The sequence below is a fragment of the Spiroplasma endosymbiont of Danaus chrysippus genome (assembly GCF_902809815.1).
Taxonomy (GTDB): domain Bacteria; phylum Bacillota_I; class Bacilli_A; order Mycoplasmatales; family VBWQ01; genus Spiroplasma_E.
Window position 1 is genome coordinate 215,951 of record NZ_CADDIL010000003.1, and the last position, 25,136, is coordinate 241,086.

General features: G+C 23.3%; 27 protein-coding genes. 17 read left to right on the forward strand and 10 right to left on the reverse strand.

Annotated elements, in window-relative coordinates; all coding sequences use genetic code 4:
• Nucleotides 1-24: 24 nt before the first annotated feature.
• Nucleotides 25-216 carry a 50S ribosomal protein L28 gene (rpmB, locus tag SPIRDC1_RS04835; protein ID WP_174480795.1) on the reverse strand — a complete coding sequence of 64 codons (192 nt, stop codon included), beginning with the start codon at nucleotides 214-216 and terminating at the stop codon, nucleotides 25-27.
• A gap of 230 nt (nucleotides 217-446) precedes the next feature.
• Here rpmB and SPIRDC1_RS04840 point away from each other — a divergent pair, with 230 nt between their 5' ends.
• Together SPIRDC1_RS04840 and greA are read left to right on the forward strand one after the other, a co-directional pair.
• A complete protein-coding gene (locus SPIRDC1_RS04840) occupies nucleotides 447-794 on the forward strand; it encodes an HPr family phosphocarrier protein (protein WP_174480796.1) in 348 nt (115 codons plus the stop codon).
• Nucleotides 795-901: 107 nt separating this feature from the next.
• Complete coding sequence (gene greA / locus SPIRDC1_RS04845; protein WP_174480797.1) at nucleotides 902-1,423, forward strand: transcription elongation factor GreA; 522 nt, start codon at nucleotides 902-904, stop codon at nucleotides 1,421-1,423.
• A gap of 313 nt (nucleotides 1,424-1,736) precedes the next feature.
• Here the strand turns inward: greA and SPIRDC1_RS04850 are convergent, their stop codons facing one another.
• Entirely contained in the window at nucleotides 1,737-1,958 is a 222-nt protein-coding gene (locus SPIRDC1_RS04850; RefSeq protein WP_174480798.1) for a hypothetical protein, read from the reverse strand.
• 145 nt (nucleotides 1,959-2,103) lie between these two features.
• Nucleotides 2,104-3,522, reverse strand: coding sequence for an asparagine--tRNA ligase (gene asnS, locus SPIRDC1_RS04855; protein WP_438363301.1), 1,419 nt, complete (start codon nucleotides 3,520-3,522; stop codon nucleotides 2,104-2,106).
• 181 nt (nucleotides 3,523-3,703) lie between these two features.
• Here asnS and SPIRDC1_RS04860 point away from each other — a divergent pair, with 181 nt between their 5' ends.
• From SPIRDC1_RS04860 to tsaE, 3 genes are all read left to right on the forward strand, one after another.
• Nucleotides 3,704-4,240, forward strand: coding sequence for an NUDIX hydrolase (locus SPIRDC1_RS04860; protein ID WP_174480800.1), 537 nt, complete (start codon nucleotides 3,704-3,706; stop codon nucleotides 4,238-4,240).
• 194 nt (nucleotides 4,241-4,434) lie between these two features.
• Nucleotides 4,435-5,430 carry an IS3 family transposase gene (locus SPIRDC1_RS04865; protein ID WP_174480801.1) on the forward strand — a complete coding sequence of 332 codons (996 nt, stop codon included), beginning with the start codon at nucleotides 4,435-4,437 and terminating at the stop codon, nucleotides 5,428-5,430.
• Between the two features lie 205 nt (nucleotides 5,431-5,635).
• Nucleotides 5,636-6,106, forward strand: a complete 471-nt coding sequence (gene tsaE, locus SPIRDC1_RS04870) for a tRNA (adenosine(37)-N6)-threonylcarbamoyltransferase complex ATPase subunit type 1 TsaE (protein ID WP_174480802.1) — start codon at nucleotides 5,636-5,638, stop codon at nucleotides 6,104-6,106.
• 41 nt (nucleotides 6,107-6,147) lie between these two features.
• Here tsaE and SPIRDC1_RS04875 read toward each other — a convergent pair whose 3' ends face one another.
• From SPIRDC1_RS04875 to SPIRDC1_RS04895, 5 genes are all read right to left on the reverse strand, one after another.
• Complete coding sequence (locus SPIRDC1_RS04875) at nucleotides 6,148-7,515, reverse strand: rhomboid family intramembrane serine protease (protein WP_174480803.1); 1,368 nt, start codon at nucleotides 7,513-7,515, stop codon at nucleotides 6,148-6,150.
• On the reverse strand, nucleotides 7,515-8,381 hold the full coding sequence (locus SPIRDC1_RS04880) for an RluA family pseudouridine synthase (protein WP_233214983.1): 867 nt from the start codon (nucleotides 8,379-8,381) through the stop codon (nucleotides 7,515-7,517). Before SPIRDC1_RS04880 ends, SPIRDC1_RS04875 begins: the two co-directional genes overlap by 1 nt.
• Nucleotides 8,326-9,033 (reverse strand): signal peptidase II, encoded by a 708-nt coding sequence (gene lspA / locus SPIRDC1_RS04885; protein WP_174480804.1) that lies wholly within the window; start codon nucleotides 9,031-9,033, stop codon nucleotides 8,326-8,328. Before lspA ends, SPIRDC1_RS04880 begins: the two co-directional genes overlap by 56 nt.
• Nucleotides 9,034-9,064: 31 nt before the next feature.
• Nucleotides 9,065-11,827, reverse strand: coding sequence for an isoleucine--tRNA ligase (gene ileS / locus SPIRDC1_RS04890; protein WP_174480805.1), 2,763 nt, complete (start codon nucleotides 11,825-11,827; stop codon nucleotides 9,065-9,067).
• A 352-nt stretch (nucleotides 11,828-12,179) separates the two neighbouring features.
• On the reverse strand, nucleotides 12,180-13,175 hold the full coding sequence (locus SPIRDC1_RS04895) for an IS3 family transposase (RefSeq protein ID WP_174479968.1): 996 nt from the start codon (nucleotides 13,173-13,175) through the stop codon (nucleotides 12,180-12,182).
• Nucleotides 13,176-13,939: 764 nt separating this feature from the next.
• Here SPIRDC1_RS04895 and SPIRDC1_RS04900 point away from each other — a divergent pair.
• Complete coding sequence (locus tag SPIRDC1_RS04900; protein WP_174480806.1) at nucleotides 13,940-14,107, forward strand: hypothetical protein; 168 nt, start codon at nucleotides 13,940-13,942, stop codon at nucleotides 14,105-14,107.
• A 152-nt stretch (nucleotides 14,108-14,259) separates the two neighbouring features.
• Here the strand turns inward: SPIRDC1_RS04900 and SPIRDC1_RS04905 are convergent, their stop codons facing one another.
• Nucleotides 14,260-15,435, reverse strand: a complete 1,176-nt coding sequence (locus tag SPIRDC1_RS04905; protein ID WP_174480807.1) for an Mbov_0401 family ICE element transposase-like protein — start codon at nucleotides 15,433-15,435, stop codon at nucleotides 14,260-14,262.
• Nucleotides 15,436-15,558: 123 nt separating this feature from the next.
• On the opposite strand from SPIRDC1_RS04905, the gene SPIRDC1_RS04910 reads away from it, so the two are divergent.
• The 11 genes from SPIRDC1_RS04910 (at nucleotide 15,559) to SPIRDC1_RS04960 (ending at nucleotide 23,663) form a co-directional block, all read left to right on the forward strand.
• A complete protein-coding gene (locus SPIRDC1_RS04910) occupies nucleotides 15,559-15,924 on the forward strand; it encodes a hypothetical protein (RefSeq protein ID WP_174480808.1) in 366 nt (121 codons plus the stop codon).
• Nucleotides 15,925-16,027: 103 nt separating this feature from the next.
• Entirely contained in the window at nucleotides 16,028-16,543 is a 516-nt protein-coding gene (locus SPIRDC1_RS04915) for a hypothetical protein (protein ID WP_174480809.1), read from the forward strand.
• A gap of 28 nt (nucleotides 16,544-16,571) precedes the next feature.
• Nucleotides 16,572-17,906, forward strand: coding sequence for a hypothetical protein (locus SPIRDC1_RS04920; RefSeq protein ID WP_174480810.1), 1,335 nt, complete (start codon nucleotides 16,572-16,574; stop codon nucleotides 17,904-17,906).
• Between the two features lie 2 nt (nucleotides 17,907-17,908).
• Complete coding sequence (locus SPIRDC1_RS04925) at nucleotides 17,909-18,193, forward strand: hypothetical protein (RefSeq protein WP_174480811.1); 285 nt, start codon at nucleotides 17,909-17,911, stop codon at nucleotides 18,191-18,193.
• The gene (locus SPIRDC1_RS04930; protein WP_174480812.1) at nucleotides 18,162-18,995 is read left to right on the forward strand and encodes a hypothetical protein; all 834 of its coding nucleotides are present in this window, start codon (nucleotides 18,162-18,164) and stop codon (nucleotides 18,993-18,995) included. Before SPIRDC1_RS04925 ends, SPIRDC1_RS04930 begins: the two co-directional genes overlap by 32 nt.
• Complete coding sequence (locus SPIRDC1_RS04935; RefSeq protein WP_174480813.1) at nucleotides 18,995-19,906, forward strand: hypothetical protein; 912 nt, start codon at nucleotides 18,995-18,997, stop codon at nucleotides 19,904-19,906. The genes SPIRDC1_RS04930 and SPIRDC1_RS04935 overlap by 1 nt, the downstream gene beginning before the upstream one ends.
• Nucleotides 19,907-20,425, forward strand: a complete 519-nt coding sequence (locus SPIRDC1_RS04940) for a hypothetical protein (protein ID WP_174480814.1) — start codon at nucleotides 19,907-19,909, stop codon at nucleotides 20,423-20,425.
• Between the two features lie 3 nt (nucleotides 20,426-20,428).
• On the forward strand, nucleotides 20,429-20,779 hold the full coding sequence (locus SPIRDC1_RS04945) for a hypothetical protein (protein ID WP_174480815.1): 351 nt from the start codon (nucleotides 20,429-20,431) through the stop codon (nucleotides 20,777-20,779).
• Nucleotides 20,780-20,822: 43 nt separating this feature from the next.
• Nucleotides 20,823-22,136, forward strand: coding sequence for a hypothetical protein (locus tag SPIRDC1_RS04950; protein WP_174480816.1), 1,314 nt, complete (start codon nucleotides 20,823-20,825; stop codon nucleotides 22,134-22,136).
• A gap of 4 nt (nucleotides 22,137-22,140) precedes the next feature.
• Nucleotides 22,141-22,545 carry a hypothetical protein gene (locus SPIRDC1_RS04955; RefSeq protein ID WP_174480817.1) on the forward strand — a complete coding sequence of 135 codons (405 nt, stop codon included), beginning with the start codon at nucleotides 22,141-22,143 and terminating at the stop codon, nucleotides 22,543-22,545.
• A 155-nt stretch (nucleotides 22,546-22,700) separates the two neighbouring features.
• Nucleotides 22,701-23,663: a hypothetical protein gene (locus tag SPIRDC1_RS04960; protein WP_174480818.1), complete on the forward strand. Its 963-nt coding sequence runs from the start codon at nucleotides 22,701-22,703 to the stop codon at nucleotides 23,661-23,663.
• 232 nt (nucleotides 23,664-23,895) lie between these two features.
• Here the strand turns inward: SPIRDC1_RS04960 and SPIRDC1_RS04965 are convergent, their stop codons facing one another.
• Entirely contained in the window at nucleotides 23,896-25,134 is a 1,239-nt protein-coding gene (locus tag SPIRDC1_RS04965; RefSeq protein WP_174479940.1) for an IS256 family transposase, read from the reverse strand.
• Nucleotides 25,135-25,136 lie beyond the last annotated feature (2 nt).

Here is a 25,136-nt window from a genome sequence, read left to right on the forward strand (position 1 = left end):
TATAATTCAAAAGATAAAATAAGTTTATTTTTTATTATCTAAAGCATTATTTTTCTTTAAAGTTTTTAAAGTACGAGCACTAATCATTAAAGTTTTTCCACCAATTTTTACTGGTTGTAAGTTTGGATTTCATTTTCTTCTAGAAGAGTTCATCGCATGCGAACGGTTGTTACCAGCTAGTGGACCAATACCAGTTAAAGCACATTTTCTTGCCATAGTTATTTTCTCCTTATTAATGTTTTAACTAATAAATAATACCATATTTATTTATTTATTTTAAAAAAAATTAAAATTTATTTGTAAAAAATTGAATATTTATTAGGACATTATTTTAATAAGAAAAATTTAAATTATATATTTTTTTTAAAAAATAAAAAATATGTTATAAATAAACTATATTATACAAATTTTTAAGAAATCTTGTTAAGAAATCTTGGAGGAAAAAAATGAATTGTATTATTTATGCTGTGCAAATTGATGATGAAAAAAAGATTGGTTTACATGCACGACCAATAGCCAAAATTGCTGTTGCTATTAGTAAGTATAAAAATATTGAGGTAGAAGTCATTAAATTACCTGATAATGCAGATATTACGAAGCCAGTAAAACTTACTGGAAATGAAACTAAAGTTAAAGCTAAGTCAGTTCTTAATTTTCTAGGTTTACAAGCAAAAAATTTTAGTAAAATTGCTTTTATTATTACAAAAATGGATGAGAAAGAAGAAGATAAAAAACTTGAAGAAGTTAAAACAGAAATTATTTCTTTATTAAAAGAAGAAAAATTAATAAAGTAAATGGTTTTAAAAAAGTATTCTTTTGAATACTTTTTTAAAACCATTTATCCTTATGATATAATTATTTATGTTCTTAAAATATTAAATTATAAAAATGGAGGCATTTAATGAGCGAAATTAACAAAAATAAAGAAATAATAATTTCAGAACAAGGTTTAGAAAAGTTAAAAACTGAATTATATAAACGAATTAATGTTGAACGTGAATCGATAAAAGAACGATTAAAAGCAGCTAGGGCTGATGGTGATTTATCAGAAAATGCTGATTATACTAGTGCGCGTGAAGAGCAAGGTAAAAATGAAGCACGCATTCAAGAACTTGAAACGATTATTACTAGTGCTGTTATTCTTGAAGAACAAAAACAACGTAAAAATAGTAATATCAAAGCAGTTCGTGTTGGTAGTTGAGTAACAATTGTAAAAATTAAAGATGGTAAAATTGTTTCTGATTGAGAAGAAAAATTTAAAATTGTTGGAAGTATTGAAAGTAATCCATTTGAAGGATTAATTTCTAATGAGTGCCCATTAGCAGTATCAATTATGAATTGTGTTGTTGGTGATATTGTTGATATTAAAGGTATTAAAGAAACATATAGGGTAAAAATTGTAGAAGTAAAAAATCAATTATAAATTATTAATTTATAATTGAACAGAATGATAATTATAAGTTTTGTTTTCTTTAGTATCTAAATTACTTTGTTGTTTGATTTTTTCAAAATTATTATCTGGGATTTTAAGCAATCATTTAGTAATTCTTTTATGTTAGAATTTTCAATATTAAAATTTTCACATATTTCTTTTAAAGAAAGTTTAGTTTCAAAGTATGTTTCATCATTTTTAATAGTTATACCTTCTTTAATAATTTTATTTTTTAAGTCATTAATTTCAGTTATATATGATGAATTTGGTAAATTAAAAGTTGCTGTTATTACTCATGGGATATCTATTTTTTAGATGCAACTGCATTATGGTAAGCATTTTTTAAAAATTCTTGTAATTCTTTAGAAAAAATGGTTGCTTTTGAACCATTGTAAATTGAGTGTTGAACATTAATTAGATCTTTTTGATTATAATCAATCATTATTTCTAAATTTAAACGTTTACTTTTTAATTTAAAAGTATTATTTTTTAATATTGTTTTTATAATTTCATATGACTTTGGCATATAAATATCCTTTCTTTTTTTAACTTATTAATAATTATTTAATACTAAATTAATTATATATTATGTTGGATTTTAATGTAGTAATAGGAGTTTTAAATAACATTATAAGTTTAATTTAAAAAGATATTATTAAAATATTATTATTTTAGAATAATAAGTTATTTGGTGTACGAGGAAAAGGAATAACATCTCTAATATTATTAATACCAGTAATAAACATTAAAAATCTTTCTAGACCTAAACCAAAACCAGCACTTGGTGCATATCCATATTTTCTTAAATCAAAATATCATTGTAGATCATTACCCTCAATTTTGAATTGGGTTTTATTTTTTAGTAATTGTTCATAATTATCTTCACGAACAGAACCACCAATTAATTCACCAATCCCTGGCACTAATAAATCCATAGCTGCCACTGTTTTTTGTTGTGGATAATTACTATCAATTGGATTAAGTTTCATGTAAAAAGCTTTGATGGTTTGTGGATAGTTAATAACAAAAGTTGGCTGTTTAGTTATTTCTTCACATAAATATCTTTCATGTTCTGATTGTAAATCAATTCCTCATTTAATTTCATTAAATTCAAATTTTTTTCCTTTTTTTTGTGCAGTTAAAAGTAATTCAATTACTTCTGTATAAGTAATAACTTTAAAATCAGATTTAAAATCAACAATTTTTTGTAATTTTTCAATTAGTGATTGTTCATTTTTAGTTTCTTGTTTTTGTTCTAAAAATTTTAATTCAGAATTACAATTATTTAGAACATCTCTAATAACAGTTTTTATTAGTTTTTGGGCTAGTACAATATTATCTTGTAGATTACTAAAGGTAAATTCTGGTTCTACCATTCAAAATTCTGCTGCATGACGTGTAGTATTAGATTTTTCAGCACGAAATGTTGGTCCAAATGTATAAACTTTTTGTAAAGATTGAGCGTAGGCTTCAGCATTTAACTGACCACTAACAGTTAATGAGGCTTTTTTCCCAAAAAAATCCTTTTCATATTTATCATTAGTTATAGTAGTAACAATAAAATTTTCACTAGCACCTTCAGCATCATTAGCTGTAATAAGAGGACTATGTAGGTAAATAAATTGATTATCATGGAAAAATTTATGAATAGATCATGATACTTGATCACGAATTCTAAATAATGACAAGAAAGTATTAGTACGAACACGTAAGTGTGCATGTTCACGAAGAAATTCATTTGTATGTTCTTTTTTTTGGATTGGATAATCATTAGCGCATATGTTGTAGACAGTAGCAGTAATTACTTTTAGTTCAAATGGTTGTTTCGCATTTGGTGTTAAAATTAAATTACCAGTAATAGTAACAGCACTACCAGTAGTAACATTAGTTAAATTGTTAGTATTTTCTAAATTTGGATCATATACTACTTGTAAGTTATTAATTGAAGAACCATCGTTTAAATCTAAAAACCCAACTTTTTTACTATTTCGATTAGAACGAACCCAACCGTTAACAGTTACTTGTGTTCGTATTTTTTTATTTTTATCGTTACTATTAATAAATAAATTATTAATTGTGTAAATCATTATTGTTCCTCCTATTTATTTTTATATAATAAATAAATTATATATTAACTATTATCTTAGTAGGGAATTATTTATGATTTTTTTCATTAATATTTGGGATAAATTTTATTTTTAGTTAGTATAAAATTTCAAATTGAATTTTAAGTTAATGTTATAATATTACTTATAGTAAAGGGGGTTTATTATGGGCAAATTTTTAAAGTTAATTACTAATGGCTTTATGACAGGTGTTAGTGAACCATGATGTAATAATGAAGGAGTTGCAGTTTTACCTTTTGTATATAAATACAATCAATATTGATTTTTATTAATGAAAGAAAAGAATCCTTTATTTGAAAATAAAAAGATATCATTTTTTAGTACTCTAACAGGTGGTTGTAAATTAGGTAAATCATCACTAGAAACTGTTAAGAATGAAATTTTAGAAGAGACAGGAATTAATATTAGAAGCTTAAAATTTGATTGTATTTATAGACTTGGTAGTTACTATGCTAATAAAACTTCAATAAAAATATGACATTTTTATGCTGTTGATTTATCTAGTTTGAATTTAGATTTAAAGTTAAGTTATTTTGGTAAAGGTGATGGTAGTATTGGTGAAAATGGTATTAATGGTATTTTCATTAATGAGAGTGAACTAGATAAAGTTAATGATGCACTTACATTGGCAATTTATGGAAAATTACGATTGAATAATACAATAGTGAACATAAATAAATAAATAAATTTAAAAGGAAGAAAATATGTTTAAAGATATAAAATTTAGATTTATAAAAAGAAAGAAAAATATAAAAGAATTTTTATTATCAATACCCAAAGATCGGTGGTTAGCCCTTTTTACTAGACCATTAATTTAAAAAAAACTTGAATGTATTCGAAAAACAATTGTGTTATACAATTAACACTAATTTTGACATGAAAGGATTTTTAATAATGGATAAAATTAAACAAATAGCATTAGTAATTAACAAGTTAAATATCAAACAAAAAATTCAAATTATTGATGATAGCAAAAACCAATATTCAATTAGATATCTTTGCCAACATCTTCAACTAAACCGATCAACATATTATTTTGTAAAAAACAAACAAAACCCTATTAAAAAAGAAAAAAATCAAATTAGTAATTGTACACATAAATATCAAGAATTATGCCAACTTTTACTTGAATTTCATTTTACAAGAAAAGGACAAATTTATGGCTATTTACGAATTTTTTCAGCATTTAAAGAATGATTAAAACAATACAAACATATTATTTTAAATCTAGAATTATCAACAAAACAAATGCGAAAAATTATGAAAGATCACAATCTTCAAGGATTAAAACAAACTAAAAATAACTATCCTAAAAACAAAAAAAATCCAAATAAGTGAATACCTACAATGGATAAAGTAAACAAAGATTATAAAAGTACAACCTCTTCAAATCAAATTTGATCAATGGACACTAAACAAATAAATACTAAAGAAGGTTGATTATATCTTTTTGTAATTATTGATTTTTATTCAAATAATATTGTAAGCTATAATACATGTTCAAACAAATCCTATCAAGATTTAATTCTTCCTGCACTTGAAAAAATAAATCAACAATTCTCTTGAAACCAAGTAAAAAACGTTATTTTACACTCAGATAACGCCAACGAATTTTATTGTCAAGACATCACAAATTGAGCTGCTGATAAGCAAATAATTTTAAGCAAAAAACAACCTTATGATATTGGTGGCAATGTAATATCTGAAAACTGTTTTTCTCATTTATCTCAAGAATGACTACCTAAAGGTTCAAATCAATATTTTTCTCTCAATGAAGCTATAAATGATGTAAACCAATATATTATGTTTTATAATTACGAAAGAATACATTCTAAATTTCTAAAACCACCAATTTCACAAATAAAAATTTAAAACTGTCTATCCAAAAGTGGTCCAGTATTTAGGGCTAACCACCTTTATCAATGATTTTTTGTAAAAAGTAAAGAAAAAGTAGTAGTTAAAAAAGAAACATATGAGCAGTAATAACTTTTAAATAAGAAAAATAATAATTTAGAAAATAAGTTATTATTTTGTATAATAGTTTGTAAAGTATAAAATAATTATCAAAGAGGTTATTATGAAAAAAAATGTATATATATTAAAAAATTTAGATGACACTAATACTCTTGCCAAAATAATTGCTAAAATTGCTAAATCAAATTTAATTTTATTATTAAATGGTCCGCTTGGTAGTGGTAAAACGCAAATTACTAAATTAATTGGTAATTTACTTGGAGTTAAAAATATTATTAATTCACCAACTTTTATTATTTGAAATAAGTATCAAACTAAATATGAATGAAATTTAATTCATATGGATGCTTATCGTTTAATTAATCCTCATTTAGAAGAATATTATGAAATAATGATGAATAATTTTATGATAATTGAATGATCAGAAAGATTAAAAATTAATTTTAATAATTATTCATATATTGCTATAGATTTTAAAATTATTGATATTAATAGTAGACATATAGTTATTAATACTAATCTTCTTACAAAAGAGGAAGAAAAGTATTTATTTGATGCATTAAAAAAAATATAGAATTTTATTTATAAAAAAAAGTAGGAAAAATCCCACTTTTTTTATACTTGTATATGAAAGTAATTAAGCATAATACTATTAATAGTACTTTGACTAATTAGACCAAGTTTTTGATATTGTTTTAATACTTCTAAAGTATAATTATTATCATCAACAGGATAATAATTATTTAAACCCCAAAGTAAACCAGCAAATAATACTAATAAACCAATAGCAATTGGACTAAAAGCATAATACACAGTTATTTTACGATTATGATATCCGATTAAAGAAGCAAATAATCATCCTGTGACAAAAGCAATCATTCAATATAATAATGTCACTGCTTGTTGATCATCAGTTCTAGATCATCAAAATATTAACATTAATAAAATAGTTGTAAAGAAACGACTCATAATTGGAGTTTTAAATAATTTATAATTTCAAATGAAAGGTAACATTGCTCCTAATGAAATTACAGGAAAAACTCAAAATCCTGACATGATATTAATATTATCAACAACACTACTTTGTAAAATACCGGTTAGAATCATTGCACCAATTCAAATGAAAATTGCTTTTCATCATCCATAAAATCCTTCAACAAATCTGCCAACACGATAAAACATTCAAAGTGAAAATATTAAATTAATAGGAGTTGAAGGATTTATATCATTACCAGCAAATGGATAAATTAATCATCTTCAATATTGATGTGCACCAAATATTAAGTTATGATAATTGGCACCAAAAAGCAAATGTTGTTGTTTATAATCTAATGCTAATCAATCATCTTGACTAAGATTTATAATTACTAGAAAAACAACAAATGTAATAATAGGAATTATAAAAAGAAATCAGGTAACTGACAAATTAGCATTAGTACATTTTTTTAATGTTTCGCTTAAGTAACGACGGTTTTGAAAATTAACTTTTTTTCAATTATCACTTAAAGTTCCAGTACTATTATCTTTATTAGTCTCTTCATTATTTTCGGTTTCAGTTTCAAGTTGGGGTAAGTCTACCTTAATAAATTTAGTAATACTAGGATAAAATTTAGATAATTCTTGAACAATTTTGTCACTAGTAGCAATAATAACATCAACCGCTGGTGACATTCGATTTTCGTTTTGGTTATCATCATTTAAAATAACCATTAAATAACGAATATCTTTAACACCTTCATCTGCTAATTGTTTATGTAAAATTTCATAAACTTCATCTTTGTTTTTTAAATGGTGAGGATTAAAATTATTTTCTTTAATAATTTTAATGATATGATAAGTATTACTATCTTTATTAGTTAGATATACTTCACCTTTAACATGTAGTTTTAATTCTTTAGGAACATTAAATGGTCGATAATCTTGATGACTAATAAAATAATCAACTAATTGTAAACCTAAAATATCTAGAATATTATCATCCATTATTTAACACTTTCCTTTCGTAATAATTGTAATTTATTTTCAAAAAAATCAGGTAAATTACATTCAAAAGTCATAACTTTTTTAGTTGTGGGATGAGTAAAAGTAATGACTTTAGCATGTAAGTATTGTCCAATATTAGCATTTTCCAATTTAAACTTGCTGTATAAAGGGTCATTTACAATTGGATGTTCAATTCACTCAAAATGAACACGAATTTGGTGTGTTCGACCAGTTTCTAATTGACATTGAACTAAAGTATAGTCTTTAAATCGCTCAATAACTGTAAAATGAGTAGTTGCTTTCTTACTATTTTGTTCATTGACCATCATTTTTAGACGATTATTATTGCTTCTAGCAATAGGCGCTTTAATGGTTCCTGATCTACCTTTAATTGTACCATGAACTAATGCAATATAAATTCGTTTAATTTCATGTTTTTGTAATTGTTCTGCTAAAATATGATGACTAATTTTATTTTTAGCTACTAATAATAATCCTGTCGTTTGTTTGTCAATACGATGAACGATGCCTGGACGTAAATTATTTTCATCAATATTTTCAATTTTAGATTGGAATAATAATCCGTTAACTAAAGTATTATCTCAATTACCTGCTCCTGGGTGGACAACCAAATTATTAGGTTTGTTAATAACAAGAATTTCATTATCCTCATAAATTATTTCAAAATCAATTGCAGTTGCTTTTAAAGTTTTCTCTTTTTCATTTTTAATAATAATATTTATTTCATCATTATTTTTTAATAATAAGTTAGCTGATGAAATAGTTTTATTATTAACTATTACTTGCCCATTAGTGATTAAATTTTGGATAAAATTTCGTGAATAATGATGTTCTGTTAATACCATTGCTAAATATTTGTCGATGCGGATATTTTTGTTTTCATGATATGTTAGTTTTATCATCTTTTGATTTTCTATCATTGATGATTGTTGTGAATGTTCTGTTGTTGACTTCATTATTGTGTTCTCCAAACTTTTCTTGATAGGCATTAATTATGGTTCCAATAATTATTTGTAGAATAATAATTGTGATACCAATGGTAATAAATATATCCGCAGTATTAAAAATAGTATATGGTGGGAATAGTTGTCATAATAAAAAGTCAATAACACCACCATTATGTAAAAATCTATCGGTTAAATTACCGATTGTTCCTGCAATAACAAAACTGAGACCTAGTGCTCTGTTAATAGATTTAGTAAATAATAGTCAGGTGCTAATAGCAATTGCTACTAGAAAAGCAAAAGTTATTAGAAAGATTTTTTGATTTTGAAAAAAACTAAAAGCAGAACCATAATTAATAATAAATTTTAAATTAATAAATCCTGGTATGAATTTATATTCTTCACCAACTTTTATTCCATTTTGTACTGCTAATTTTATCATTTGATCAGTGACAATTAGAATAATAATTGCACAAAAACAAATTATTTTAGTTAATCATTTTCAATCACGTGTTTTTAAATGATTTTTAATTGCTAATCAAGAAAATTCCATAATTACTTCTTTCTAAACTAATATTAGTTATTTACATTATTAAGGATAACACTTCAAAACAACGATTACAAACATCTTCTTTTGTTTCATTAACAATTAATCAACAGCGAGGACATTTAGTACCCTCTTTTGTTTTAACATTAATAGTTCAGTCATTAACGTTGCTATTATTATAATTAATATTAACTTCACTAACAATTAATAATTGTGCTAATTCTTTTTCATCAATTGTTGATAAGATATTATGATTATCTTTAAAAATAATAGTCACTATTGTTTCTAAGGCTGTTTTAACAATTTTGTCTTTTTTAGCTTGTTCAATAACTTTATTAACTTCATTTTTAAAGTTAATAAAATATTCTCATTTTTCCATTAGTTTTGTTGGTTTGTTTAAATTTCATGGTTGTGGAAATTTTTTTAAATGAATAGAATCACTGCTTGTGTTTAAATCTTTTTTAGTTAAACTTTGGAATGCTTCTTCAGTAGTGTGTGGTAAAATAGGGGCTAATAAACCAATTAAAGTTTTTACTATTAAAAACATTGTCATTTGTACTTGTTTTCTTCTAATGTCATTTTTGCTATTAACATATAAAATATCTTTAGTAAAATCACAATAAAAAGCAGACAAATCATTAGTAACAAAATTTAAAATTAAATGATAGATAGTATTAAATTGGTAAGTTTGATAATTTTCATTAATTTTAGTCACTAATCCGTTTAATTTATTTAAAATATATTGATCAACTTCTGATAAACTATTAATAATTTCTTTTTCTGTTTTATTTTCAATAGTTTTGATATCTAAATCAAATAAATTACCTAGTAAGAAACGAAAAATATTTCTGATTTTACGATAGTTTTCACTAACTTGTTTTAAAATTTCAGTACCAATTCTTGTATCATCAGTAAAATCAACACTGGCTACTCATAATCGTAAAATATCAGCACCATTAGTATCACAAATTGATTTAACACTAATAACATTACCAATTGATTTTGACATTTTATTGCCTTTAGCGTCAGTTACAAAACCATGTGCCAGCAAGTTTTTATAGGGACTACTATTATTAGTAATAGTTCCTGTTGTTAAACTTGAATTAAATCAACCACGAAATTGATCATTACCCTCCAAATATAAATCTGCTGGTCAAGGTAAATTATTATTTTTAATAACTGCTAAGTGGGAAACGCCACTATCATATCAAACATCCATGATATCTTGTTCTTTATAAAAAATACCATTTGGACTATCTTTATGTTGATATTTAGGTGGTAATAAATCTTTTGCTTCTTTTTCAAATCAAATATTTGAACCATGTTTAGCAAATAAATCACCAACATGATTAATAAGGTTTATATCCATGATTGGTTCTTTTTTTTCGGTGTAAAAAATTGGAATTGGTAATCCTCAAGCACGTTGACGAGAAATGCATCAATCATAGCGATTATTTGTCATTAATAACATTCTTTTTTTTGCTCATTCAGGAACAAAATTTACTTTATTAATATTTTTAGTAAGTAATGGTTTGATTTTTTCAATAGCGATAAATCATTGTAAAGTAGCACGATAAATAACGGGTTTTTTAGTTCGTCAATCATGTGGATATTGATGTTTAAATCATTTCATACCAATTAATGTACCATTATTTTTTAAGTGCTCAACAATAATTTTATTAGTATCATCATAAAATTTATTGACTAATTGTTCATCATTGATTTCTGCTGTAAATTGACCTTGATCATTAATTGGACAAAGAATTTTGATATTATGTTTTAATCCTAAATCAAAATCTTCTTCACCAAACGCTGGAGCAGTATGAACAATTCCAGTTCCATCATTTATAGTAACATGAGAACCATGAACGATTGGAGTTTTTCTTTGATATAATGGATGTAATGCTGTTAATCCAATTAAATCTTTACCAGAAATTGTTTTAACAATTATAAAATCGGTGATGTTGTTTGCTTTAGTAAAAGAATCAATCAATGGTTGTGCAATAATATATTGTTGTTCATTAGTTTTAATAATACTATATGTAAATTCTTCATTTACTGCTAACATTTGATTGCTAGGAATGGTTCATGGTGTTGTTGTTCAAATTATTAGTGAGGTAGGTAAGTTAAATATTTTTTTTTCATCATTTAGTAAAAAGGCAACATAAATAGCAGCACTAGTTTTTGTTAAATATTCAACTTCAGCTTCAGCTAAGGCACTTTCACTTGATGGTGATCAATATACAGGATATAAATTACGATATACTAGTTTTTTTTCTACCATTTTAGCAAAAACTTTAATTTGTTCAGATTCATATTTTTTATCATAAGTAACATAATGATCTTCAAAATCTGTTAATAATCCTAATGTTTTAAATTGATTAATTTGATTAGCAACTTGCAGTTCTGCATATTTTTGACATTGTTTTCTAAAATCTGATACTGCTATTGTTTTACGATTAATTCCCGAGTTAGTAACTGCTGTTTCAATAGGTAAACCATGCGTATCTCAACCTGCAATATAGGGTGCATAATAATTGCTACTATTATAATAGCGAACAATAATATCTTTTAAAATTTTATTTAATGCGTGTCCTAAATGTAGATCACCATTAGCATATGGAGGTCCATCATGAAGAATAAAAGTTTTCGTAGATTTTTTATTTTTGTTAATTAGTTGTTGATATATTTTTTGGTCTTGTCAATATTTTTGTAGTTGTGGTTCTTTTATAGTTAAATTAGCACGCATTTCAAAGTTAGTTTGAGGCATTAATAATGTATCTTTATAGTTTTTATTCATGTATATTATTCTCCTTTAAAATAACAAGTTTTATTTGTACTAATTATTCTTTTTTATTCTTAAATCATTATACTAGTAATTACTTGAAATTTGTATAATATTTACTTTATTTTAATAATAAGATTTTATAAAACTTAAAAGTTAAAAATATTACTTTTAGTGAGTATTATTTTATAATAAAGTATAAACTTATTAAAGTTTATAAAAAATATTTTTAAAATTTTAAAAAAGAGGTTAATGAATAATGTTAAAAATTTTTAACATTATTTAAGAGAACAAAAAGCAAAGGATGAATTATCAGAATTAATTGGTGGTTAGCCCTAAATACTGGACCACTTTTGGATAGACAGTTTTAAATTTTTATTTGTGAAATTGGTGGTTTTAGAAATTTAGAATGTATTCTTTCGTAATTATAAAACATAATATATTGGTTTACATCATTTATAGCTTCATTGAGAGAAAAATATTGATTTGAACCTTTAGGTAGTCATTCTTGAGATAAATGAGAAAATCAGTTTTCAGATATTACATTGCCACCAATATCATAAGGTTGTTTTTTGCTTAAAATTATTTGCTTATCAGCAGCTCAATTTGTGATGTCTTGACAATAAAATTCGTTGGCGTTATCTGAGTGTAAAATAACGTTTTTTACTTGGTTTCAAGAGAATTGTTGATTTATTTTTTCAAGTGCAGGAAGGATTAAATCTTGATAGGATTTGTTTGAACATGTATTATAGCTTACAATATTATTTGAATAAAAATCAATAATTACAAAAAGATATAATCAACCTTCTTTAGTATTTATTTGTTTAGTGTCCATTGATCAAATTTGATTTGAAGAGGTTGTACTTTTATAATCTTTGTTTACTTTATCCATTGTAGGTATTCACTTATTTGGATTTTTTTTGTTTTTAGGATAGTTATTTTTAGTTTGTTTTAATCCTTGAAGATTGTGATCTTTCATAATTTTTCGCATTTGTTTTGTTGATAATTCTAGATTTAAAATAATATGTTTGTATTGTTTTAATCATTCTTTAAATGCTGAAAAAATTCGTAAATAGCCATAAATTTGTCCTTTTCTTGTAAAATGAAATTCAAGTAAAAGTTGGCATAATTCTTGATATTTATGTGTACAATTACTAATTTGATTTTTTTCTTTTTTAATAGGGTTTTGTTTGTTTTTTACAAAATAATATGTTGATCGGTTTAGTTGAAGATGTTGGCAAAGATATCTAATTGAATATTGGTTTTTGCTATCATCAATAATTTGAATTTTTTGTTTGATATTTAACTTGTTAATTACTAATGCTATTTGTTTAATTTTATCCATTATTAAAAATCCTTTCATGTCAAAATTAGTGTTAATTGTATAACACAATTGTTTTTCGAATACATTCAAGTTTTTTTAAATTAATGGTCTAGTAAAAAGGGCTAAGTAGCAAGTAGCAAGTAGCAATAAACTAAATTGTTATTTTTCACAAAAACATAAATCAAAAAAATGATTTTTTGAAAAAGTTAAAACTGAAGTTAATAATAACGAACATTATTTTGAAAAACTTTTTAGTTGTGAAAATCTTTTAAAAGATTTTCAATATTATTATTAAGGTTAAAAATTAAAAAATATACTTTTTTATCAATTATTTAAGAAAATTTTATGTAATCAGAATGTTGTTTTAAATAATATTTTTAATTAGAAAAAAATAAATAATTGAATACCAATAAGAATACAGATGTATATTAGTAGTTAATTATAAATATCAAAAATATATAAAATTAAAAAGGTTTTAATTTTTTTAGTAAATAAAACTAAAAAAACTTTATTTTAGTAGTATAATAAAAATACTTACTTAGTTAAGGGTAAGTAAATATTCATTGCGGTTGGCACCTAACAGTGAATAGGAGTTACCATTATTGGTAACTCTTTTATTTTAAATAATTATTATATACCTGAAAATTTAATAATATTTAAATTATTTATATAATATGAAAATAAAAAATATTGTAAAAATTTCTAAAATTTGGTAAAAGATAAGTGTAAAACTAAATATAGTTTTTAACCCATTGCTTTGTTTGTAAGTAAATGGGTTTTATTTTACTAAGAAGGTGTATAAAATGCGTGATAATGATAAAAGAAAATCAACAACATTTCAGCCAATAATGGAAAATAATCCAGAAAATATTTTTGCTCAAACCGATGGTTCTATAAAAAAAAGACATGGAAGTTTAGCAATAAAATCTTCTAGAAGTGAAAATAGTTGGTCGTTTAAAAAATGCGTATAAAGTATATTTTTTTGAGAGAAAAATATCTTTAATTGTTGATATAATTATATCATATTATATTTAACAAATAAAGTATTTTAGTGTTTTATTTTTATTAAAATAATTTAAAAATTCCTAACTATTTAGGTTTAGAATTATTTAATTTTATATTATTAACAAATAACAATATTTTGATTATTTATATGCGCAATTCTTGTATTTAACATATTTACAAATGTTTTATAATTATATGATTTTGCACCATAACCTTTTAAAGATTTAACTAAATGTGAAACAGTACTTTCAGCATGACAACCAATATTTCAATCTTTACCTTGATTAATAATTCCTTGTTCATTATTAGCAAAGTAATTAAATGTTTTTTTATCAACATTAGGTTTTAAAATATTAATTAGTTCATGATAATTACCACTTTTAAAATTAAATGATGTATCAAAATAATTAGGTCAATTTGTATCAGATTTTTTCTTTCCTTTTACATTTATAAATGCTTTTCATAAATAACTAATACCATGAAAACAATCTAATACATATTTTCCACCAAATCATTTTGCCATTGCTCTAATTCATAATGCACCATCTCCACCAATAATAATATTATTATTTTCTCAAAATACATCAGTTAAATGATTAATGTTAATATCATAATGATTAATAGCAGTTGTATATATAAAATCATATACTTTATCTTGAGTTATATTATCACTTGGTTTAAATATCATATATGCTCATATTTTATTTTGTAATTGATTTCTATTTTTATAAATATTAATTTTATAAGTATAACAATTAAAAATTCTAATACAATATTTTTCTATTATTCCTTGTTCATTTGCTAAATATTCAAAACAATCATCCATATCAATATGTAAATAATTTTTAACTTCATATTTATTTATTGGTAATTGAATTTCTATTTTTGTATTTTTTATTATATTACTATAAGTTTGTTTTGAAATACCACAATATGGTAACATATCTTTAATATCACATTGTCTTTTACCTTTATGTATTTGTTTAATTATAAATAATGTTAAATTATTAGTACAATTTTTATATTTTTTAATTCCTATTGCTTGTTTAACTGGACATATATTTTCATTAGTTTCTAAATTTTTATATATTCGTAATGGAAGATAAGATTTTCCAAAAGGATTAATTAATAATTTTTGTCTTCTTTGTATTAATTTAAATTTAGTTTTATCATATTTATTTTTATATCAATAATAATCATAATCTAATAAATCTTTATTATAATCTTCTAATTTTTGATTTGCATGTTGAATATCAAAAGTATCATAATCATATTTATCATTAATTCAAGGCATAATATTAATTCCTTTCCAAATACATGATTTTGAGTATAACAATAATTAACTGGTGAGTGTTGGAAAATGATTTAGTTAAAATGATATAATTAGTATATAAATATTGAATATATGTGATATAATATGCCAGCAAAAAGAAAAGAATTAGGAAATTATGATGTTACGATTAGTAATTATTTAAGAACTAAAAATAAAACATTAACACCACAAGGATTAAATAATGCACTTGGAATTGATAGAAAATTTATATTTGATTGCCGACGCAGAAGCAATCCATGACAACGTAATTTTTTAAAAAGTTATGATAAAGCACGTAGTATTGTTTCAACTCATATGTTAGAAAAAGCATTAGTAAAACCAGAATTAATTTATACACATTGATTAAAATCTCATCCAAATGAATTTGATATTAATGAAGATGATAATAGTATAAAAAGTAATATCATTATTAATATTTGTGAACCTAGAAAAATAGAAAATGATGATTAAAAACCTATATTTATTATAGGTTTTTTTCTTTATTTTAAAGGATAAAAATGATATAATTAATATTAAGGAAACAGTAGTCATTCTGTGAGTTTAGGAGTTAAATATGGAAAACTTTAACTGAGATAAAAATAAAAAATATACTAATGAAGAATTAGAAAATTTATTAGAACAACACCGAAATTTTGTTTATAAAAATACTAAAACTGAATTAGAACCAAAAATAAATGAATATCAAAATAAATTAAAAGAATATGAAAATAAAGTTAATGAATATCAAGAAAAAGAATTATTTAATGGTTTTAATGATAAACAATTAAAAATAGTTAAATCATTAATTAATACTGAATATAAAGAACTTGATAAACATTCTGCTTTAAATAAAATAAAAGAAGATTATGCAGAAATATTTAATAATAATTTACATAATAAAGAAATAAAAAAACAAGAAATTATTAAAAATGAAGAATCTAAACAAGAGTTTTTTAATCCAAAAACACTTTTTGAATTAGATAATAATATTACATCTAAAAATGAAGAATTATTAAAAAATACAGAAGTTGTTGGTGCAAAAACTAAACAAGAAATGATTAAATTTTTAGAATTTTTATTTAGTAAATAATTAAATATTTCTCAAAAGGAGAGATATTATGGCTATTCCACAAGTTCCAACTGGTTTAATTACTGGTGGTAATAATGGAAATAAAACAATGTTAACTGCTATGGAAGCACAAGTAAAAGGTATACTTTATAATGATGAAAGTATGATGTTTTTAAAAGCAAGTGCAGTTGCAGAACAAATAAGTGAAATACCTGGAGCAGTAGAAGCATATTATCGTATTGCTGAACGTTTACGTTGAGGTTCAAAATATGATGTTATGAGTGGTACAAATAAACAATGAACAACATTAAGAACAACTAGTGTTATTTTAGATCAAATATTAGTTATTGATTGAAGAACTGAAGATTTTGATATGAATAGATTTATGTCAAGTCCAATTCCATTAAAAGCAAATATGTTATCAATATGAGCAGAAAGTGCATTAAGAAATTATTTATTTATACAAGAATGTATTTTTTTACAAGGTATTAAAGATTATTGTATTGCTAAATCACAAGTAATTCCTATTAATATGTTAGAAATGACAGAAGATACAGCAAAATCAGCATTTTATCAAATTGGTGATAAAATGAATGAATTATTAGGAAATATAACTGAAACTGAAATTGGTACAAATGTAAGTGATTTTATTGGTGCATTAGGATTTACTCCAATGTTACAATTAACAAAAGCATATTTAAGATTAAATTATGGTCAAATTGCAGCAGATACTGTAGCAAGTGGTCAATTATATAAACAATCAGTATTTGGTATGTTTTTATATAAACATATGTTTTTAAATAAAGATATGGTTAAAGATACTAAAACTGGTTTACATTTAGAAAAAACATTTGATTTAAAAAAAGTATTAGGAGTTTTTGTACATAGAAATGCATTTGCACAACCTAATAGTTTTCAAAAAATTGTTAATTTAATTGATAATAATACATTAAATCAAAAAACATTAGGTAAAGCACTTTATGGTATAACAACAGCAATTCGTGGTTGATTATCATTTATTATTATGGAAAAAATGCCAACAGCTGATGAAATTAAAGAAGCACAAAAACGTTGTTGAACTAATTGAATTAAATTAACTTCAGCAGAAAGAGAAAAATCACCAGTAACATTTAAAATTGCTGATTTTGATGATTTTAGAATTAGTTTAAATGATTTAATTTATTTTAAAAATTTAGGAAAAATAACTATGGCTGGTGATACACCAACTAATAATGAATTAGAAACTGCAATAATAAATGCTGGTAATCGTGGTTATGAAAAAGGTAAAGCAATATTTAGTAATATTACAAAAACAAGTGCTACTATGACTGGTAATGATAAAGATTATATTGAAGAAATAGAATTAAAATTTTCTAAAAAATAATTATGGAATATATTTATAAATATTTTAATGAAAAAGCACGTATTACTATTTATTCACCAAAACCAGAAGATTTAATTACAACTAATGATATTAGAGCAATTTTATTAGATGAATATCCTAAATTAAGAAATGATTATTTTATAGTAAGTGATGTACATGATAGTTATGCAATATGTGTTGGAGATAATATACATTGTGAAGGTAAAGTAATAATTAAAATAGAAAAACAAACTAATGTAGAAGGAGTTAATAAAAATGCCAATTTCTGAAGATATACAATTAAATAATTATACTTTATTAAAGATAATTCGTTCTTCAATTAGTCCTTTAAGTGCAATGATAGGTACAAGTGCTTATTATGGTCAAGTAATTGCAAATCCAGTATTAGGTTCAATTAATAGTTTATTATTTGGTAAAAAATTAGGTTTAGATATTTGAAATTTAAATCAAAGACCAAATACTAAAACTAAATTAATTAATAGTAGTAAAAAAATATTATTGGGTTTAGGAACAATTGGTTTAGTTAATTATGCAAAATTTACTAATAATGATATTAATCCTAATCCAACAGAAAATCCAATAACTACTACAACACCAATTAATCCATTTCCAGATGATTTATTATTTAGTAATAATAGGACTGATAATCATTTAATGGATTGAGATACATATTTTTCTTTAAATGCTTATGGTATTTCAAATCTTATTAGTGGATTAACTGAATTAATACCAAGTAAATTTGAAACTATTAGAAAAATAGCAAATATGGCTACTGGTGGTTGTTTGATTAGTAGTGGTGTTGCTATGGGTATTAATAATGATTTTATGAATGCTTATGCAGTACCAACAATAGTTGCTGGTGCAAGTGAAATTATACATAATCTTTTACCAATAGAAACAACACATCATAACCAAGAAATGCAAGAAACACCATTTAATAATGAAACTGCAAGATTAATTAATGATAATAGATTTACTATTAATAGTGAAACTGCAAGTCAATATTATGGTAGTGATAATATGAGCGAAGTACCATTAAATCATGATAATGCTTCATTAACTTGAGATTATAATCACATGAGTTTATAATGAATCCTTTAATTATTGAATGAATATACAATGCTTTAGTAAGTAATGATATTAAATTAGCATTAATAAATGCTTTAAAAACTTATTATAAAAATCAATCATTAAAAGCAGTATTTGATAGTGAAAATATTAGTGAAAAAGAAATACATCAACCATATAGTGTTTTTAATCCAAATATACTTAAAAAATTAACAAGTATATTAAAACCAAGTGAATTATCTATATTACAAAATGAAATTAATAAATTTAAAAATCCAATAAATAGTTTTAAAAATTCTATTATGTCAACAGAAATTAGAACTGTTAAAAATTATGTAAATAAATTTGATAATTTATTTAAAGAAAATGAAGAAGAAATACCAGATAATGCATGAGAAGTATTATCAAGTTCATGATTTAAAAAAGGAAGATTTACAGTTGATAATAAAAATTTAAAAATTGGAACTTTAACAACATTATTTCAAAGTGATAATGATAAAAGACAAATATGATATGGTCCATATACTTATCCAACATTTCCACAAGAAATATGAATATTAATGACACAAGCAAAAGGTAAAAATGGTTCTGGTGCTGGAACAATATTTTGAAAATTTTGAAATAGAAAATGATTACCAAGTCAATTAAGAAAATATGTTAAAAGTGAGTTAGCAAAAAAAGGTAAATATTATGGTTCACAAGATACTAGTGTAATTTATCCAAATAATATTAATGTACAAAAAACTATGCATTTTATTAATAGATTAGAAAAAGGTTTTTTTAAATTAAAAGAATATAAAACTTTATCTAAAAATGAAATAGGAAGTACACAATGAAGATATGAAAGAAAACAATTATTAAAAAATTCTTTACATACAAGAAAATATATAAAAATTAAAAGAAATTCTAATTTTTATAAAACATGAAAGTAGGTGGTAATTATTATTGAATTAGATAAACCAATTAAACCAATTGGTATATGAAATACTATTAATCCATTAAGTAAAGATAATAAAGAATATAAAAGATTAAATAAGATTTGATTTAATAAAAATAGTACTCATATTGATAAAATAAAAATTTTAATATTAAATATTTTAAAAATAACAAGTCATATTATAGGTATGTTAATAACATTATTTTTTACAATAACACCATGATTAATAGCGAAAATACCAATAGAAATGGGAATAGGTAATTATACTAATCAATATAATTTTACTTGACCTGACCATTTAATATTAACTTTATTTCCTATGTTTGGTCATATTGGATTAAATTTAGTAACTAAATTAGGTAATTATGGAAAATTAATTAAATATGCTTTAATAACAATTCCAATTATTATTACAAGTCCATATTTAATATATCAATATAAAGAAATTAAAAAACATAAAAAAGAATGTCATTTATGTAAACAACATTCAAATAAAATACAATTGGAGGAATAAAAAATGAATTTATCAAAAGAATTAATAACAGCAGTATTAAGTGGAGCAATAACTACTGGAATTATAGTTACTATTGTTTTACTTTTCTTATCAAAATTTATTAAAAAATCAAAACAAAATAAAATATCAAAAGAATTAAAAAGAGATAAAGAAATTCAATTTATTATTGAAAATATTAAACAAATAAATTCTCAATTACAATTAGAAACTACTTCTACTGCAAAATTACTTGATAGTTTTAATAATGATGATGAAAAAGATGAAGTATTTAAAAACACTATTATTAGTCAAAGAGCAAAACGTAAAGAATTATCAGAAAAAGATAAGAAAAAAGCAACTAAAGTTGGAATTTAAAGGGTTTAAATACCCTTTATTTTACATTAAGGAGTAAATTATTATGGCTATTAAAGACCCATTAATGTTTATAACAATTGAAGAATTTAAAAATTGAAAAGGTTTTAATAACTCATTATTTGATGAAGTTACAACACCAGATAGTGAAATTAGATACGCAATTGAAATTGCAAGTAGTAATATTGATTTTTTAAGTGGTTTTACTATTTCAAAAAAATGACCAGAAATAAATCCAACAAAATTTACAGATAATATTCAAACTGCAACTACTCATTATGTTAATTTTTTATTAGGTAAAGGTGTTGAATATGCACGTGGTCAAGCAAGTATTGGTCAAGGTGGTATTACTTATTCACAAAATAATCCAGAAGACCCTTATTATATTGTTCCACAAGTATTTAATTATTTAAAAGAAATAAATGAATATCCAACTATGCAAGGTTTTAATCTTGATGTTTCATCTAAACAAAATTGATTTAAAAAATTTATGGGTAATGGTGGTGAACAAAATCCATGAGAAATTTATTTACAAACTCTTAATTTAAAATCATCAGACACTAGAACTAAAATTACTATTACTCATCCAAAAAATATTATGGGTTCAGTAGTTGATATTGATACTAGTGGTATTAAAACAAATATTGATAATTCATTATGAGAAGTTGATAAAGATAATATTAATTTTGTTAAATTAAAAGATGATAAAGGTATTATTGCTAATAATAAAAGAATTATTGATGTTGGTACACCTACATTTTTAAGTGATGCTACAACTAAAGTATATGTTGATAATTTATTAGATAAAAAACAAGATAAGTTAATTGCTGGTGAAAATATTACTATTGATAAAAAAACTAATACTATTAGTGCTACTGGTGGTAGTAGTGAATCATTATGAGAAGTAGACCCTAATAGTCCAAATATTATTCAACCTAAAGAAAAAAGAATTATTACTTCAAATAATACTAGAATTGTTGATATAGCAGACCCTACACAACCACAAGATGCTGTAAATAAAAGATATGTTGATAATAAAATACAACCAACTCCAACTATTCTCCAATGAAAAGAAGTAGGAACAAAAGTTAATATAAATCATATTAAATATACTTTTAAATCAAATACTAAATATAAAATTTATTATAATTTTGAAAGTCAATCAAGTAATAAGAAATTTGCTTTTATGTCTAAAGAATTTTTATACGGTGAATTGAATACTGATGTTCAAACATTATATTGAGATAAAGTTAATGAGAGAATAATAATTTCTTTACAAATGCAAAATGATACCATTGCTATTGTTAGTGACCCTACAAGATATGGTCAACTTTTAAAATTAGAAGAATTACAGGAATAAGATTATGAATAAAGAATTTACTTATTTACATGAAATTAGTTATTGATTATTAAATAAAAGTGATTTTACTCATAGTGAATATAATTTAAGTGGAAGTAGATATTCAAGTAAAACATATAGTATTGCAGAAGAATTAGCAATATTAATAGCAATTTCAATTAAAGTTAATAAATCAATTGCTATATATTGTTTTAGAAAATTAAATAAAGATATTAATGAATTAACAAAAGAAATTGATGAAGCATTAATTAATATTGGTTTTGATTATAAAGATTTTACTTTAAAATATCCAAATAAACAAGCAGATTTTAGATTTAAAGGTTCAAAATCATTTATTAGAGTTATGGGGGTGTATATAGTAATTCAAATGATAGAATACCACTTAAAGGTCTTTCTCGTAGTGAAATAAAAAATTTTGATTTAGCAATTGAATGATGTGAAGAAGCAAATGAATTTAGTCAAGCAGAATTTCAAGCAATTACTTTTGCATTAGGTAATGCTAAAAAAACTATTAAAATTAGAAGTTGTAATCCAGATAATATTTATCAATATTTTATTACTTATATGAATAAACGTGTACCTTTTAATTTAGAAATTATGAAATTTAATAATGAACAAATAAAATCAATAGAAGAAAATCAAATGTTTAAATTATTTCATTATTCAAATTGAAAATTAAATGAACATAATTTAAAACAAGATAAAATTAATGATTTAGAAGAATTAAAAGAATTAGACCCTATAAAAGCACAAAGTTGATATTATGGTGTACCTAGTGTTTTACAAGGTGCTATATTTGCAAGATATTTAGATAAAGTATCAACTAAATTAGATTTTCAAGTTTCTAAAATAACTGGTGGTTTAGATATAGGTATGGCAACAAGTAGTAGTGGTCATCCAACTGCTACTTCATTATGATTTATTGGTGAAAATCATAATGGAAGAAGAGCACATAAAGTAAGTGAATTTTATCATAGTAATGCTAATATTAATGGTCAACCAGCAATGCATTTTAAAAATACTTATGAATTAGCAAATAGTATTATTGATTATTATTTAATTGAAGCACAAAAATATTTTGCTATGTTTAAAGGTTTTACTTGTTATGTTGATTATGGTAATGGTGGTCAAGCATTTATTGATATTTTAAATGTAGAAAAAAATAAAAGAAATATGAATTGATTAAATTTTGAACCAGTAGATAAATCAGTAATGTATTTAAAAGATAGAATTGATTTTACTACTACTGGATTAATTAAAAATATATTAAGTTATGATTGAAATAATTGTCCAGAAACTAAAAGACAGTATAGTTTAATTCAATGATTATCTAAATCTAAAATAGAAAATTCAAATAATGAACCTAAAATGTTAGATTTATATGATGATACTTGAGATAGTGATTGTTATGCATTAATGAATGATATGAAATGATTAATTGAACAAATAAATAATGAATTATTAATTAATAAAACTAAATTTGAATTTGGTAAACAATATAGTTTTATTAATAATAAGGAGTGATAATATGAATTATAATCCAACAGAATATTTTAGTATACATGAAGATACTTGAGAATTAGATATACCTAGAATTATTGCAAATAAAAGTACAATGTTATGATTAGGTAAAGGTTTATTATTTAAAAGTGAAAATAAAGATTTATTAAATTTTTTAAATAAATTAAAAGATAAAGATAAATGAAATGAAAAATTATGAGGCTTTTTAGTAATCTGTGTTTCTTTGTTTTACAAAGTACTAGTTCAGATTAATTCTGTCTTCAAATTTTATCATAAAATGAGCAATTGCTGTATTTCAATTTTGAATAGGCAATGTTCATTTTTTTGTGATATTTTCAATTGCTAAGTAAAAAATTTTAAAAACTGCCATATCATTAGGAAAAACTTTTTTATTTCTAATAACTTTTCGTAATTGGCTATTAACAGATTCAATAGCATTTGTAGTATAAATTACCCTTTTAATTTCTGCTGGATAACTAATAAAAACCATTAAATTTTCTCAATTTTTATATCAAGATTTAGCAATTTGTGGATATTGTTTATTTCATTTACTTTCAAATGATTCTAAAGCTTGCATTGCTTGTTCTTCACTACATGCTGTATAAATTGGCTTTAAATCGATAACTAGAGACTTTCGATGTTTGTATGAAACATATTTTAAGCTATTTCTAATTTGATGAACTATGCATAATTGATGTTCAGTTTTAGGATAAACTGATTGTATTGCCTCTGACATGCCTGTTAAATTATCACTACAAGCAATAAGAATATCATTTAAGCCTCGATTTTTCATTTCTGTAAAATTATTTAATCAGAATTTAGCACCTTCATTTTCACTAATTCATAAACCTAAAACATCTTTTTTACCTTCTAAATCAACTCCTAAAGCTATATAAACTGATTTGTTAATAATACGTTTATCCTGACGTACTTTAACTACGATACAATCAAAATAAATGATTGGATAAACACTATCTAATGGACGATTTTGCCATGCTTTGACATCATCAATGACATCATCAGTAATTTGACTAATTACGCTTTCGCTAATATCTGCGCCATCATATAACTCTTGCAACTGCATTCTAATATCTGATAAAGTCATACCTTTTGCATATAGTGAAAGAACTTGTTGATCAAAACCATCAAATCTTCTCTGTCTTTTTGTGATTATTACTGGTTCAAAATTACTATTGCGATCTCTTGGTACATCAATTTCAATTTTACCTTGTTGAGTTATTAATTTTTTTGATGTTGTACCATTACGAACATTGTCATTATTACTGCGTTGATTTCTTTCGTGTCCTAAATAATTTTGCATCTCAGAATTCAACATTTTTTCTACCAATCGTTTAGTTAATTCTTTATATAAGCCTCCCTCTTTAAAAACTGTTGTTAAATCCTCAGTATTTTCTAATAATAAATCTACTGCTTTTGATATTGGATCATTGTTATTAAGATTATCTTTTTTAGCCATCT